The sequence below is a fragment of the Rosistilla oblonga genome, from assembly GCF_007751715.1.
Lineage (GTDB): Bacteria > Planctomycetota > Planctomycetia > Pirellulales > Pirellulaceae > Rosistilla > Rosistilla oblonga.
In genome coordinates this window covers 2,819,495-2,834,672 of the sequence record NZ_CP036292.1, presented here as the reverse complement: position 1 = coordinate 2,834,672, position 15,178 = coordinate 2,819,495, and the positions used below count along the sequence as shown (strand labels likewise).

The window sequence follows — 15,178 nt, the reverse complement described above, 5'->3', positions numbered from 1 at the left end:
ACCTGTCATGCCCAGAGCGGCCGATTATACCCCAACCGGCAGCGTAGTGAAACGCGGGTCCGACGCGGCCCGCAGCTCAAATCGATGATTCGAGATGACGCATCGGCCGGCATCCTAGGTCGACGGGTGGCTCGTTGCCGAAGTCGCTGACGGGGCGTCGGTCGACTGGAAAAAACTGCCGATCGAATCGAGCACCTCTTCCGTCGCATCCTCCATCACATAGTGCCCCGCATCCGCGATCGGGACGGTCTGGGCGTGTGGCATCGACTTTTTAATTCGGTCCATACATTCGGGGCGGAAGCACCAGTCCTTCATCCCCCAAATTAACATCGTGGGGAGATGCGAGAGGCTCGGCAGCGCGGCCTCTAAACGTTCCAGCGGTTGCCAGGTGCGATGCGACGGCGACATTGGAATGTCTTGCACAAAGCGATCAATCGCCACCCGATCGGCCCAATTTTTGTAAGGGGCCAGTAAACCAGCTCGCGCCTCGGGGCTGAGCGATCGACGCGACATCGCCATCGTCACCGCGGGGCCCGCAAAAGCGTTGAGTCCACGGATTGCCAAAGGCCCCAGCACGGGGCACCGCAGCACTCCGATCCGCCAAGGGACGTAAGGTGGAGGAAATGCGCCGGTGTTCAGCAACACGATCCGCTCGAATCGGTCGACGTGCTTAGTCAGTGCCAACAGGCCAATCGCACCGCCCCAATCGTGAGCCAGCAGCGTGATCTGCCGCAGGTCCTCTGCTTCGATCAAGCTGCCCAGGTTCGCCGCATGGGTTTCCAGGCAATAATCGTATTCCTGCGGCTTGTCGCTCATCCCGCAACCGATGTGGTCGACAGCCACAACGCGCCGCGAATCGGAGAAACGCTGGACGACGTTTCGCCAATAAAAGCTCCACGTCGGATTGCCGTGAACCGCTAGGATCGTTTGATCGCCAGCCCCTTCGCTGATGAAATGGTAACGATGCCCGTCGGCTTCGTGCCATCGCGAAGTAAAAGGATATTCGTTTTGCCAGATTGCGTCGCTGTTCATCGCGGCAAGTATACGCGATCGATCCCCGATCCGTCAGCCGTTGAAACCGACGAACCGCCCGATGCGCCGTGACGACTCGATCGCGCCGATTTCCGTCGCTCGCGCAAGCCCGCTCGGCACCAGCTTCGCGACAATTCACCCTCCGCCAAGCGAAGCTTAAAGGGGAGGGTCGAACGAGCGGGGAGGTGTTTTTCCGGCACCGCGTTGTCCGGGCGTTTTGACTCGCGGACATCCCTCCCCGGAAAACTTGCTAAACGCTCGTTTTCCGACCCTCCCTCGGCTTCGCCGGGCGGGTCAAGTGTTCGCTTCACCCTCCCGCAAACGCAGTTTGCAAGGGAGGGTCGAACTAGCGAAGCGAAGTTCGGGGAGGGACGTACGAGAGGTAATTCCACGCCGATTGATCATCGCTGTAAGCCATCCCCGAAAAACTTGCTAAACGCTCGTTTTCCGACCCTCCCTCGGCTTCGCCGGGCGGGTGAAGTGATCGCTTCACCCGCCCGCAAACGCAGTTTGCAAGGGAGGGTCGAACCAGCGAAGCGAGGTTCGGGGAGGGACGTACGAGAGGTAATTCCACGCCGATTGATCATCGCTGTAAGCCATCCCCGAAAAACTTGCTAAACGCTCGTTTTCCGACCCTCCCTCGGCTTCGCCGGGCGGGTGAAGTGTTCGCTTCACCCTCCCGCAAACGCAGTTTGCAAGGGAGGGTCGAACCAGCAAAGCGAGGTTCGGGGAGGGACGTACGAGAGGTAATTCCACGCCGATTGATCATCGCTGTAAGCCATCCCCGAAAAACTTGCTAAACGCTCGTTTTCCGACCCTCCCGGCTGCCGCCGAGCGGGTGAAGTGACTTGCCAAACGCCCTTGGTCGGCCGGATGAAGCGGCGTGGTTACTGTCGTTCGTCATATATAAGGATGCTCGCCCTCCACCGCGAGCGCGGCGGAGTTTAAGATAGCTGGTATCCCCTGCGATTCGCTTCCTTCACGTGCAGTGATGGCGATGGTGTCCGCCCAAGCGTTCGGCAGGTCGAGCCCACTTTGCCCGCTGGTCATGATGATGGTGAACCTACGTTCTGTCCTGCTTTCGATCGCCTGGTTCTCCGCCGCGATTTTGCCGGCGGTCTGCGCGGCGGATTCGTTTGACGACCAGTTGCGTTCGGTCTGCCGCGTGGTCGGGACCGAATTGCCGCTGCGCGTGGTGGCCCAGCGGATCGGCGACGCTCACGGTATCAATGTCTGGATCGATCGCCGCGTCGATCCCTCGACGCCGGTTTCGCTGTCGGCAGCTGCCGGATCGCTGCAGCAGACGCTCGAAGCGATCGCCGCGAAATCGCAGCTGGAAGTCGGGTACGCCTCCCCCGTCGTCATCCTCGCTCCGCAAGGCGTGGCAATCGATACGGCGACGCGGATCCTGAAGCTCCGATCCGAAATGAAACAGCTTCCGATCTCGGCGGCGACGCGGCTGTTGGAATCCCAAGACCTCGCGTGGGATCGCTTGAGCACGCCCGCCGAAATCGCGCAACAGATAGCCGCAGCGTGGCAGGTTTCCGTCGCCGGCGAATCGCTACCTCACGACCTCTGGGATCGCTGCAAGTTGCAGGGCGTCGATGCTGCCGACGCACTCGTCCTCTTGGCCGCAGGGTTTGACTTGGCACCAAACTACGAACCGCAACAGGCGACGTTTGGATTCGATCGGATTGAAAAGAGCGCCGGCGTCGCGTTAGAGTATCCCTCCACAAAAGTCGCCGCGGGCATGGCTCGCGAACTCAGAAAGATCGATCCCGACGTCAAGCTGGAAAAAAAGGGAGCGTTGATTCGGGTCACCGGCAACTCGGCGGTTCACCATCGGATTCGCAGCGATCGATCCGCCGCCAAACCAAAACAAAATGGCGGCTTGGCAGACGTCGCCCCGGGAATGCGGCGGTTTACGCTGCGAATCCCCGGCATGAAACCAGCAGCCTCCATTTTGCAAGCCGTTTGCAACGCCAGCGGTTTCACGTTGGATACCTCCGCCGCCAGTTCCGAGAACCTGAAGAGGCCGGTCGGCCTGAAGGTCGAAGACCAGTTGGCGACAGCGATCATCGAATCGATCTGCACGCAAGCCGGACTGACGGTTCGATTTGATGCGACGACAGCGGTTGTTGCCGACCGCCCCTAACACAAACAAAAACCACCACCAAATTAAAGAAGTCTCGACTTATGCTCACGATCGAAGCGAACAAGACGCGAATTGGCTGGATTGGAACCGGAGTGATGGGGCGCAGCATGTGCGGCCATCTGATCGATGCTGGATTTCCGATGACCATCTACAATCGCTCGCCCGAAAAAGCGGGCTCCTTAGTCGCCAAGGGAGCCAGTTTGGTCAGCAGCCCGAAAGAGGTTGCCCAACGGAGCGATCTCATCTTTACGATCGTCGGCTTTCCCGACGACCTGCGGCAGGTCACCTTTGGCCCCGAGGGGACCTTGGCCAATGCGGCTGCTGGAAGCGTCTTGATCGACATGACGACCAGCCAACCATCGCTAGCGGTGGAGATCTACCAGGCGGCGAAGGAGCGCGGCGTGCAGAGTGTCGATGCGCCGGTCAGCGGTGGCGATATCGGAGCCCGCGAGGCGCGACTATCGATCATGATCGGTGGCGACAAACCAGTCGTCGACGCGCTGCAACCCTGCTGGGACGCGATGGGAAAGACCATCGTCTACCAAGGGCCAGCCGGTTCGGGGCAACACACCAAGATGGTCAACCAGACGTTGATCGCGACCGGTATGATCGGCGTCTGCGAAGCCCTGCTGTATGGCTACAAGGCTGGGCTGGATCTGCCTACCGTGCTGAAATCGGTAGGGTCGGGAGCCGCGGGCAGTTGGTCGCTGACCAACCTTGGGCCGAAGATCATCGACAACGATTACGACCCCGGATTTTTCGTCGAACACTTCATCAAAGACATGGGGATCGTGTTGGACGAATCGCATCGGATGGGACTCTCGATGCCTGGCCTCGCCTTGGGCAAACAATTGTACGAAGCGCTGAAGGCTCAAGGACATGGCCGCGATGGCACCCAAGCGTTGATCGCAGCGCTTGCTCAAATGTCGGGAATCGATTGGTCGAATCGGTAACCCGATCGACAAGCCTCTACGAAGCAAGCAAGCGGCCGAGGCGCGATAGCGACCTCGACCGCAAGAGTGTACTTGGGCGCTGCGGATTAACCGAGCGTTCGTTTCATGTTGGCCAGCACCTCGGCCAAACGCTCTTTTCCACCACCGCCAACTTCGGCTGCACACCAACCCTCGAAACCGATCTCGGTCAGCGCGGCGCGGACGTCTTTCCAATCGATGTCGCCTTCGCCGATCTTGGTGAAGCGGTTGTTGGCTCGCGAGAACCCCTTGGAGTCGAGCTTGACGATCCGCTTGCCAAGCGTGCGGATCCAATCGCCGGTGTTACCGTATTTCCAGTGGTTGCCGATGTCGAACTGCATGCCAACGGCGGGTGAGTTGAACTCATCGACATACTTCACGAACTTATCTGCCGATTGATTCGAATCGCCTTCGTGATCGTACAGGAATTGATTCCAGACGTTTTCGATAGCGATCTTCATGTTCAATTCTTCTGCCAACGGAACGGCTTTGGAGATGTTCTCGACCGAGCGCTCCCAGATCTCTTGCTCGGGGCCATCCTCGCCTTTACCGACAACCAACAGCACCGTGTCGCCGCCGACAGCTTTGGTGTCGCGAAGTGCGATCTTCAAATTTTCGAGCGCCTTGGCGCGGGTCGCTGCATCGGGGCTCGTGTGCCGAATTCCCCAATGACCAGCGCAAACGGTGCCGTCGACAACCAGACCGGTCGCTTTGATCGCGGCTTTGGTTTCGGCGACATCCATTCCGGGAGAGTTCATCTCGATGCCGTCGAATCCAACTTCTTTGACGACGCGGAAACGCTCTTCCAACGACGCCCCATCGATCTTGACCATCCCGATCTTCAAGGTGTTGAGGATCTTCGATTTGCTCTGCCAAGCAAAAGCCGAAGGGGCGAACATTGCAGCGGTCGCAACGGGAGCTGCGGTCCGCAAAAGATCGCGACGAGAAAAGGAAAACGATGCACTCATGGTGGGATCCTGTGGAGCGTGTTAATTAGCGTGAGGCGGGAAAGACGCAACGGCGCCATTTTTCTTCCGCCCATGATAATTGAAAATCAGGCCTCCAGACAGCAGGAAACGTCCCTTCTGCCGACCGGGAGTTTTCGCCCCCGTATCGGTCAGGCGACCAGACGCGCCAACCGACATGGCCGCCGGAGAACTTACGTCCACCGAGATCCGGGCCTGAGCAAATCACGGTTTGAGCTTCAGGGCTGATCAGTGTTTGTGCTTAGGCAAATTAGCCGCCACGCGTTAGCGTCCGGTTCTCCAGGTAAACCGGACGCTAACGCGTGGCGGCTGATACCTCAAATTGAAACACTGAATAGCCCTGGTTTGAGCTTTGGCGATACAGGCACCCCGACGCGTAAGAAGGCACCATTCAAATTCCTCGCTCCCGAGTCGGGTTACCGTTTCGCGTGACGCTTCAGTTTGAAACGCTGAATTGCCCTGGGATACGTGTCGCCAACGTCCTCGGCCCCACGCCGGCTGACATATAATAGGTTCACGCGATGACGCGTCGTTGGGAGAAAAATCGATGGCGGGAAAATCGGCTGACGAATGGTTTGCGGAATACGAGCTGAGTCACCGCAACCCGGTCAACAAACGGATCCATTGGATCTGCGTCCCTGTGATCGCCGCCGCGTTCTTGGGGTTGCTGTGGGAGCTGCCCGCCCCGCGGCAATCCTGGATCACGATCAACTGGAGCATCGTCGCGATGCTCGCCGCTTTTGCTTTCTACATTCGCATGTCGCTACGCCTTGCGATCGGGATGGCGATCGCTTTCGCGCTGCTTGCCTGCGGCTTTATCGCCTACCGCCAAACGCTCGCCACGCCTCTTTGGATCCCATCGCTGGCGCTGTTTGTGATCGCTTGGATCGGCCAATTCATCGGCCACCAAATCGAAGGCAAGAAGCCGGCTTTTTTTCAAGACCTTCAGTTTCTACTGATCGGGCCGGCATGGGTGCTGAGAGATTTCTACCGCCGGATGGGATGGTAGATCCGGGCGAGCGAGCTGGCGCCGGTCGATCGATCAAGCAAACAGATCCTGGACCGCACGCCCCTTGCCATCTTCGGTGACATAAAACGGGCGGCCTTCGATATCGAAACCGGTCTGCGGGCTGATCCCCATCGCGGTCATGATCGTCGCGTGCAGATCTTCAATCGATACGGGATTTTCGATCGCCATCAGCGGTCGCTCCGGCGCGGTGGCACCATACAGGAAGCCCTGTTTCATACCGCCACCAAACATCAAGACGCTCGATCCGCCGGTGAAGTGTCGGTGCAACCCATAGTGTTTCAACTCGCTTAACACATCGACTTTGGCGGTCGCTTGATCGTTGGCATTGGATCCCGGCTGGCCCTCCATCAAAGCATCCCGGCTGAATTCCGAAGCCAAGATCACAAGCGTTCGGTCCAACAGCCCGCGCTGTTGCAGATCGGTGATCAATTGAGCCACCGGGCGATCGATCTCGCGATGCATCCGCTGCAGTGTGACATGGCCATCGTTGTGCGTGTCCCAGTGCAGGAAGGGAACGTATTCGGTGGTGACTTCGACAAACCGAGCTCCCGATTCGACCAACCGCCGGGCCAACAGACATCCCTGCCCGAAGCGACCGGTGTTGTACCGATCGAAGCTCTCCTTCGGTTCTCGCGTGATGTCGAACGCTTGGCGATCGCGGCTGCTCAACAATCGATAGGCGGAATCCATCGATCGCAACATCGATTCCTGCTGGTAATCGCTCATGAAATCCCGGTTGGGGCTGGCGTCGACAAGTCGCCGGAACAATCGGTTGCGATCGGCAAACCGCTGGGCCTGCATCCCTTTTGGCGGCCGCACCGAGACCGCAGCTTGGTCGGGATAAGGAAGATTCATCGGGCCAAATTCGCTGCCAAAAAAACCAGCCGTCGTGAACGCCTTCAGCTCTTCGCTCTCCCCGACTCCCTCCAGCCGTTGACCGATATTAATGAATGCCGGCATGACGTCATTCCGCGGTCCCAGCACCCGCGACATCCAGGCACCGATGTGCGGTGCCGCGACGGTTTGCGGCGGAACGTAGCCGGTATGCCAATGGTATTGATGGCGAGAGTGCAAGATGCTGCCGAGATCGGGTTGCACGTGCGATCGAATCAGGGTCCCTTGGTCCAGCACGCCGGCGATGTTCTCCAGCCCCTCGCAGATCTTGATCGAATCGACAGCGGTATCGATCGCCGGAAAGGTGCTCAACATGTCGGCCACCTTCAGCCCCGGTTTGTACGGCAGGTAGCGTTTGGGATCGAAGGTGTCTGGCGCCGCCATGCCGCCCCCCATCCACAACAGAATACAAGCGTCTGCCGTCGGGCGAGGATGCTCTACCGCGCCGCCCGCTTCGGACGCCAGAGCCCGCGGCGCACCGGCCGCCAACGCCGCGGTTCCCGCAGCGGACAACTGACGCAAGAAGTCGCGACGAACTATCGATCGGGGAGCGGTGGGGTCGGCGAAGATACTCATTTCGATGTTCGGTATCAGTAGGAAGGATCAATCGGAACGCGGCTCGATTTGCGAGACGGGACGCATCGCCGCAGTGCTTCAATCGTCGATGTCCGAATCGTGATCGGATGGCGGTTTGTGCGGGTCGACGTAAAACTTGGTGATATCGAGCCCGTGCCGCTGCTCTTCCTCCATGATCTTCATTCGCGTTTCCAATCGCTCCATCCGTCGCTGCAACTGAGGAACGATCTCCGCCGTCGGGTCGGGCGGTGCCAAGCGTGGGACGGCGGGATAGCCGAGATGACGCTGCATCGCGGCGAACAGAAACAGCGGATCTTTACGATGATTGGCCATCGCCATCCGCCCCTCGTGCTGACCGAACAGCGGCGGCAGCTTCGGTTCGAATTCAGGGCCTTCGATCGCACGCTTGCGTTGGACATATTCCTCGCTGCGAAGAAAGATCATATCGGCCAGGTCGACCAAGCCAATTTGATGGCGAACCTCCAACAGCCACTGCTTCCAGTCGGCGTCGTAGATCGGATCCTCGCTCATCGCCTTGAGCCCTTGATCGTATCGCAGACGGTTCCGGCAAAGGGCTTCGAATTGGTACAGAAAGCAACCCTGCCGACTCGGCTGGCCGCTGCGATATTCGGCATCGAACTGCAACACTTTGACAGCGGTCTGCATTCCAAATCGGCCGCGTTCGAATTCAGCTTCCTCGACCAGATAGGTCTGGAACGATGTGAAGTAGTGTTGCATCCGACGCATCGCCGGCCCCATCGCTCCGCCGTGCAGCAGTTCGGTCAGCAGGAAATCGACAGCCATCGGCAGCTTGGTGCTCGTCAGCAATTCGAATTTGACCTGTTTGAGCAGGTCTTGCATCGCCAAGCGTTCCCCCATCCGTTCACTGAGGATACGGAAAAAGTAAGCCTGTTCGACGAGTTCTTCTTTGGGTAACACAAGCACGTTCCTTTGGCCATTGCGGTGCGACATCCGGCGCCAGCTATCTATACTAACCTCTTTTCAGCTGGCGACGTAGTCGATCGACGGATCTTCCCGCACTCGGACGCGTTGTTGCCCGTCGTGGTCTGGACGGGCCCCACCGGCGAACCTAAAACTGCGGGTTTGCAGTCTCTTTTGGGCGATCGATTGAATAGCACGACAAAACCCAAACGAACGATTGGTATGACGTCGCTGGTTTGTTTGGTAGTCGCCAATATGATCGGCGCCGGCGTATACACGACCAGCGGATATTCGCTGCAGGCCTTGGGTTCGCCGATCCGCGTGTTGGCGATGTGGGCGATCGCGGCGATCATCGCCATCGCAGGAGCGATCTGTTACGGCGGGCTATCGCGGCAATTGGTCCGCAGCGGCGGGGAATATCTGTTCCTCTCGCGAGCCGTTCATCCGTTGGCCGGGTTCATGGCCGGATGGATCTCGCTGCTCGCGGGATTTACCGGCGCGATCGCCTTCGCCGCCACCACGTTTGTGAACTACCTGCCAGCTCAGTTGAAGATCGATTCGGACGAAGAGAAGATGCTCGTCGCCGTCGCTTTGATCGCCTGTGCAGCTCTGCTGCATCTGTTTCGAACCGGCACCGGCGCGATCGGCCAGAACATCTTGGTTGGCATCAAGTTGGTGGCGATCAGCCTGTTCATCGCCATCGGCGTCGCATCGATCGATTGGCCAGCGCAGTTCGCGGCGTCGGCATCGGCGGCAGCACCGGGGCCGGGCATTTCTACCTACGCGAACCAATTGATGTGGATCTCGTTCAGCTTTGCCGGCTTCAACGCATCGATTTACGTCGCCGGCGAAGCCAAGTTGGGACGCAGAACGGTTCGCCGATCGATGTTGTTTGCCACGCTCGGCGTGTCGCTCCTCTACTTGTTAATCAACGCGATCTTCTTATTTGCGACAGCAACGGATGCGATCGTCGGTCGCGGCGATATCGCTGCCGTCGTAGCCGATCACCTCGGGGGCGAATCGCTTGGATTGGCAGTGCAATTGCTGGTCGCGCTGTCGTTGGCGACTAGCGTTTCGGCAATGCTGCAAGCCGGCCCACGCGTCTATGTGAAGATGGCGGAAGATGGGATGTTGCCAAGCTGGTTAATCCCGGGCGATGGCGTGCCGCGGACTGCGATCCTCGTGCAAGCCGCATTGGCGACGCTGTTGGTCTGCGTGGCTTCGATCCAAGATCTGCTGGACTACACAAGCTTTCTGCTCTCGGTCAGCGCCGCGGCAACGGTGCTGTGCCTGTTGCTGCCCAGATTCCGCGGCGTGCCGGGGAAACGGCCAGTGATCCTATGGCCGCTGTTGCCCGCCAGTTTCGGAACGGTGACGCTGGGAATCGCGGTCATCGGTTGCCTGTATCGTTATCAACAGAGTCCGACCAGCCTGCTGTTGAGCCTCGCGGTGGTGGCTTCGGGGATCGTGGTCTACAGCTTGCGGCCCAAACGCGAGGGCTTGCGGTAGCCTGTTTTTCGCTGCGACTTTGAATTAGTTTTACAGAGAACACCACTCAGCCGACTCACTCCCACCTGTAGCACTTTATTGATGAGCCCTCTGGAAATCTTCTCGGCTGTCTTTGGCCTGTTTGTGTTGGCGATGATCGCTGCCAGTTTGATCGCTTGGTCGATCGCACTGCGACGAGTCTGGCAGGGCGGCGACATCCTGCCGCTGGAATACCGGACTCCCGTCGGCTGGGGCGTCGATGGCGTGATCGTCGCCCTGGGGTTGGTGGTCCTGTTAGCGAACGCGGCCAGTTTTGTCGCCCAGCGAGCCGGCTGGCTCGAACTCCCCAAAGATCCCCAACAGACGCCGATCTCGCTGTCGGATATGTCGACGCTGTTGAGCATCGAAGGCGGTTCGAGAATCGTTGCGTGTGGACTATTAATAGTCTGGTTGGTTGCCCTCTATCGATCCAGTTCGATCGACCTAGGCTTTGCGCTCCGCTGGTCGCACATGGCGACGGGGCTGTTGGGAGTCATCGCGTTGCTGCCGCCAATCTATCTGCTGCAAGCGATCCTCACCGCTTGGTGGGTCGAATATGAACACCCTGTTTTGGAACTGCTGCAGAAATCGGGCGATCCGATCTATCTGTTGCCGATGGCCGTCGTGGCGGTCATCGTCGCTCCGCTAACCGAAGAGTTCCTGTTTCGCGTCGTGCTGCAAGGCTGGCTGGAAAGCAAAGCGATGGGCGGCCCTCAACCGACCGACTCCCAGCTGCCGCAGTCCGCGGCGGCAGAGCAGGGGACTCCGCAGTGGCAGCAATCCGAGGCTGCGATTCCCTCAACAGTCCTAGCTGCCGCCGATACGACGGCAGCGGAGGATTCTCGCCGAGTTCCCTACTGGCCGATCTTGGTCAGCAGTCTATTTTTCGCGCTCGCCCACCTAGGGCATGGGCCCGCTCCGGTGACCCTCTTCTTCCTCGCCCTAGGGCTCGGATACCTCTACCGACAAACTCATAGCATTTGGCCGTCGCTAATTGTGCACTTTAGCTTGAATGCTATCACGATGATCGTCGCCGCGGTCAGCATGGTCGTGGGGGAAGGATTGTAGCGTTGGGAGGTCCGCAGCGGGGTGATCCGATCCCGCTGAACCGATTGGGGTAGCCGCCAGGCCCCTTCGCACAACGGCGGACTAAATACCTTAACGCTATTTTCATCATGCATTTTGAACTTTAAGGGCGATATCCTCCGTAGAGCCCGATGTTCTCGGCACGGCAATTGCATTGTCTGAGAGCGGAATGGAACAGGGGGTGTGGGAAGTCACCACCCTCCGAAAGCCACACGTTCAAATTTGCATGGGAAAATCGACCGATGAGTAACGCAACAGGCCAACTGCAAGCGGATTGGGAACAATACAGCTTCTTCCAAGTGCCAAAAAATTGGGCACGTGCAATCGAAACCTCGCCAACTATTCTCGCACTGTTGGCCATCTGGATCGGACTCGTGTCGGCCTACGACATTTACTTGACAATTAAATATGCCGATTCGTTGGCTTACCTGGAACAGAACCCCGTCGCTCGCGGGATCTTGAATCTCGATTCGATCCAAGGCATGGGCGTCGAACACTTGGCGCGGTTCATCGGCCTGAAGTGCGGCGGCACGGTACTGGCGATCGGATCGCTGTTCATGATCAGCCACTGGAAACATCACTTGGCCAACCTCGCCGCCAGCGGTGTCGCGTTGGTTCAGTTGTGCGTGCTCGCCTTCTTGAGCTTCGCCAACTGATATACCAACCCCAGACAAAAGCGACGGCGTCCCACCTCGATATCGCCGCGTTTTCAATTGAACCGATCGATGGCCTGCAAGCATTGGTTTTCTCTGGAGCGATCTCCGCTTCAGTCGCATCACTTGCTAGAATGGTTTCACTTCCCCGTGACCTTCCTCCGCATGGCATCCGAAGAGGTTCTAACTTGCTATCGCTTACCACCCCGAACCGCCTGTCGTTTCCGTTCATCGTCCTGTTAGCTTCCGCAGTCGCGGTCTCGGCTCAACCGCCGAATCCGAAAGCGGTCCCCAAGGCCGGGATGGGAATCATGGTCGGCGAATTGACCAGCGCGTCGGCGAACGTCCAAGTGCGACTGACCTCGACCGACACCCTTGTCGATCGCGATTTGCCAGGATTGGCAGGCACGGTTGCCTTTCAATTGTTTAAGGAGGGGAGTGCCCAGGTTGTTGGCAAACAAATTTTAAAGGCCAGCCAGCAGCGAGACTTTATTGCCCGAGCGAGCTTCCGATCGCTCGATCCCGCGACTCGCTACCGCTGCGAAACCGAACTCACATCGAGCGCCGGGATCACGCAACCCGGACCGGTCGCTCGTTTCAAGACCCTGCCGGCGACCGAAGCTCCCGCGGAGGTGCGTTTTGTCGTCGTCACGGGGATGAATTACGCCAAGTTCCATGGCGATCAACGGATCGATTTGAAACAGCACAAGGTGCAGAACAACACCAACCTGCCGGCACCTTATGAAGGAGTCGACAAGCATCTGGGATACCCCGCGCTGGCATCGATCCTAAAACTGCAGCCCGACTTTTTTGTCGGCACCGGCGACAACGTCTATTACGACACGCCCAATAAACCGCGGGCGAAGAGCGTTGAAGAGCTTCGCCAGAAATGGCACGAGCAGTTTGTCCAACCGCGGTTCCGCGATCTGTTTGCCGCGGTGCCGACCTATTGGATGATCGACGATCACGATTATCGCCGCGACGATTGCGATAACTCCGGCAACTACAGCCCCTCGCCCGTCCTCGGCCGCCGCTTGATGTTGGAGCAATTGCCGGTCGCTCAAGCCGACGATGCCGATGCAAAAACGTACCGCACGTTTCGGATCGGCAAGGACCTGCAGATCTGGATGACCGAAAACCGGATGTATCGCAGCGATAACAAAATCGAGGATGGCCCCGACAAAACGATCTGGGGTGCCGAGCAGAAAGCGTGGTTGATGAAGACTCTCGAAGCGAGCGACGCGACGTTTAAGTTGCTGATCTCGCCGACGCCGATGGTTGGCCCCGATGACAAACGCAAGACCGACAACCACGCCAACATCGGCGGGTTCCGGACCGAACGGGACCAATTTTTTGCCTGGCTGAAAACGAAGCAGCTCGACCAAGGCAACTTCTTTGTCGTCTGCGGCGACCGCCATTGGCAATACCACGCGATCGATCCCTCGGGATTCGAAGAGTTTTCCTGTGGTGCATTGGTCGACGCCAATTCCAGGCTCGGTCGGAAAGCAGGCGATCCAGCTTCCACCGATCCCGAAGGTTTGATCAAACAACCCTACCTGCAAGATCCGCGTTCGGGCGGCTTTTTGGAAATCCATCTGACTCCAGCCGCCGACGATTCGCAACCGGCAACGCTGCACTTCCGCTGGCGCGATGAACAGGGTGTGCTGCTGCACGAGACCAGCAAGTCGGCTCAATGAGCTAGCGAATTTGCCGGGCTCATTAAGCCAAAAGGACCGCGACGCGAGGCCCGCGTCGTTTGACTTGCGATGCAAGCCGCCCGACGAGAGCCCACGCGTCGCGGGGAGGTTAACGGTTTGGCCAGCGACGCGGCATCCAATCCGCCGCGTTTGGCTGGCCTTCATCGCGATCGAATCGAATCAGAAGTCGTCCATCCCTTCGGACATGTCCTCCAGCTTCGACATCGCTTGGGTTTGGATCTGACGAATCCGTTCCCGCGACAACGACATCGCCGAACTGACTTGGGTCAACGTTCTCGGCTTGCCATCTTTAATTCCAAACCGCAACTCGACGATCCGCCGCTCCCGCGGATCCAAGCGACTCAGCATCCCCAGCACCATCGGCCGCAGGTTCTGCTGTTCCTCGAGGAACGCCGGGTCGGACGTTTCCGAAACCTCGGGCAGCGTTTCGGCGAGAGTCATCTGGTCGTCATCGGTCCGGTCGTGGATCGACACGACCTCGCGAAGTGCTCCCAACGCTCGTTTGGTCGATTCGAACGACATCCCCGTGTCGCGAGCGATTTCTTGAGGATCGGGATCGCGGCGATGGCGTAGATAAAAGCTCTCCTGAGTCTGACGAACCTGCTTAACTCCCGAAAACGCGGCTTGCGGAACGCGTACCAAACGTCCTTGCACGGCCACGGCGCGGCTGATCGCTTGGCGAATCCACCAGGTCGCGTAGGTGCTGAAACGGAACCCGCGGTCGGGATCAAATTTTTCGATCGCTTTCATCAGCACGGCGTTCCCCTCCTGAACCAGGTCGAGAAAACCGAGCCCGCGGCCGCGATACTGTTTGGCGATCGGGATCACCAACCGCAGGTGGTGACTGATAAATCCTTGCTTCAGCGACGTCAGGTGCACTCGCAACGCGGCGGCTCGGCGGGTGACGCGAGCCAGTTGGCCGGCAGCGACGCGGTCGTCCGAAGCGTCGAACAACGACTCCAGGACCGCGACGCGGATCGGTAGTTCGTTGACCAGATTACGAACCGAGTGGCGTCGGCGACGCATTCGGCCCAATGCCGCTTGGCGCTTGACTTGCGAGCAGCGACGCATCCCGATCTGCTTGCGATCGCGGCGGTTTTCGTCGTCGATCCGTTGCAGCGATTCGATCACATGCGGGATCGCTTTGCGTAAAAACTGAATCCTCGGCAGATCGTTCGGGGCGACCTCGACCACCGTGTCGATCCGCACGTCGCGGGCGTCGACAGTGGCCAACGAATCGATAATCTGTGGCAGGATCTCGGGATGCATCAGCAAGCAGTGGCGATAAACGATCCCCGCCTTTTTGATCCGCTGCGTCGCTTCGATCTCTTCGGCAGTCGTCAGCAGCCGCGTCTTGGAGATGTCCGCAAAATATTCTTCCAGGCCTTCGTTGTCGTTGTTTGATTGCGTGGAGTTGTGCGAGCCGGATTGACTGAACCAGCGATTGGATTGCGATTTTGTAGCGAAGCGGACCATGGAAGTTCTTCTCCAGTATATGTGGGCGTTCAAGCGTTGAACGAATTGATGAGTTCTTATCGCGTAAGTCGCAACGGCGGGTTGGAGCAACCCGATCCGTTGCGACTTCGATCCGGCAAGCGCTCCTTAGCG

12 protein-coding genes are annotated in these 15,178 nt (G+C 58.7%); 7 read left to right on the top strand and 5 right to left on the bottom strand.

What is annotated here, in order from left to right:
- Positions 1 to 114 precede the first annotated feature (114 nt).
- Positions 115 to 1,032, bottom strand: a complete 918-nt coding sequence (locus CA51_RS09990; RefSeq protein ID WP_145120158.1) for an alpha/beta fold hydrolase — start codon at positions 1,030 to 1,032, stop codon at positions 115 to 117.
- A gap of 1,057 nt (positions 1,033 to 2,089) precedes the next feature.
- Between CA51_RS09990 and CA51_RS09985 the strand changes: the two genes are divergently transcribed.
- Complete coding sequence (locus CA51_RS09985) at positions 2,090 to 3,187, top strand: hypothetical protein (RefSeq protein ID WP_145120157.1); 1,098 nt, start codon at positions 2,090 to 2,092, stop codon at positions 3,185 to 3,187.
- Positions 3,188 to 3,228: 41 nt separating this feature from the next.
- Complete coding sequence (locus CA51_RS09980) at positions 3,229 to 4,140, top strand: NAD(P)-dependent oxidoreductase (RefSeq protein WP_145120155.1); 912 nt, start codon at positions 3,229 to 3,231, stop codon at positions 4,138 to 4,140.
- An 86-nt stretch (positions 4,141 to 4,226) separates the two neighbouring features.
- On the opposite strand, the gene CA51_RS09975 is transcribed toward CA51_RS09980, so the two are convergent.
- Complete coding sequence (locus CA51_RS09975; RefSeq protein ID WP_145120153.1) at positions 4,227 to 5,126, bottom strand: sugar phosphate isomerase/epimerase family protein; 900 nt, start codon at positions 5,124 to 5,126, stop codon at positions 4,227 to 4,229.
- A 565-nt stretch (positions 5,127 to 5,691) separates the two neighbouring features.
- Here CA51_RS09975 and CA51_RS09970 point away from each other — a divergent pair.
- Complete coding sequence (locus CA51_RS09970) at positions 5,692 to 6,153, top strand: Mpo1 family 2-hydroxy fatty acid dioxygenase (protein ID WP_145120151.1); 462 nt, start codon at positions 5,692 to 5,694, stop codon at positions 6,151 to 6,153.
- 33 nt (positions 6,154 to 6,186) lie between these two features.
- On the opposite strand, the gene CA51_RS09965 is transcribed toward CA51_RS09970, so the two are convergent.
- Together CA51_RS09965 and CA51_RS09960 are read right to left on the bottom strand one after the other, a co-directional pair.
- Positions 6,187 to 7,644 (bottom strand): DUF1501 domain-containing protein, encoded by a 1,458-nt coding sequence (locus tag CA51_RS09965; protein WP_145120149.1) that lies wholly within the window; start codon positions 7,642 to 7,644, stop codon positions 6,187 to 6,189.
- A 78-nt stretch (positions 7,645 to 7,722) separates the two neighbouring features.
- Positions 7,723 to 8,583, bottom strand: coding sequence for a hypothetical protein (locus tag CA51_RS09960; RefSeq protein WP_145120147.1), 861 nt, complete (start codon positions 8,581 to 8,583; stop codon positions 7,723 to 7,725).
- Positions 8,584 to 8,808: 225 nt separating this feature from the next.
- Here CA51_RS09960 and CA51_RS09955 point away from each other — a divergent pair, with 225 nt between their 5' ends.
- The 4 genes from CA51_RS09955 (at position 8,809) to CA51_RS09940 (ending at position 13,549) form a co-directional block, all read left to right on the top strand.
- Positions 8,809 to 10,095 carry an APC family permease gene (locus tag CA51_RS09955; RefSeq protein WP_145120145.1) on the top strand — a complete coding sequence of 429 codons (1,287 nt, stop codon included), beginning with the start codon at positions 8,809 to 8,811 and terminating at the stop codon, positions 10,093 to 10,095.
- 81 nt (positions 10,096 to 10,176) lie between these two features.
- Positions 10,177 to 11,181 (top strand): CPBP family intramembrane glutamic endopeptidase, encoded by a 1,005-nt coding sequence (locus CA51_RS09950; protein WP_145120143.1) that lies wholly within the window; start codon positions 10,177 to 10,179, stop codon positions 11,179 to 11,181.
- A gap of 260 nt (positions 11,182 to 11,441) precedes the next feature.
- Positions 11,442 to 11,855, top strand: coding sequence for a hypothetical protein (locus CA51_RS09945; RefSeq protein ID WP_145120141.1), 414 nt, complete (start codon positions 11,442 to 11,444; stop codon positions 11,853 to 11,855).
- Positions 11,856 to 12,040: 185 nt separating this feature from the next.
- The gene (locus CA51_RS09940; RefSeq protein WP_231746100.1) at positions 12,041 to 13,549 is read left to right on the top strand and encodes an alkaline phosphatase D family protein; all 1,509 of its coding nucleotides are present in this window, start codon (positions 12,041 to 12,043) and stop codon (positions 13,547 to 13,549) included.
- A 180-nt stretch (positions 13,550 to 13,729) separates the two neighbouring features.
- Here the strand turns inward: CA51_RS09940 and CA51_RS09935 are convergent, their stop codons facing one another.
- Complete coding sequence (locus CA51_RS09935) at positions 13,730 to 15,046, bottom strand: sigma-70 family RNA polymerase sigma factor (RefSeq protein ID WP_145120139.1); 1,317 nt, start codon at positions 15,044 to 15,046, stop codon at positions 13,730 to 13,732.
- Between the last annotated feature and the right edge of the window lie 132 nt (positions 15,047 to 15,178).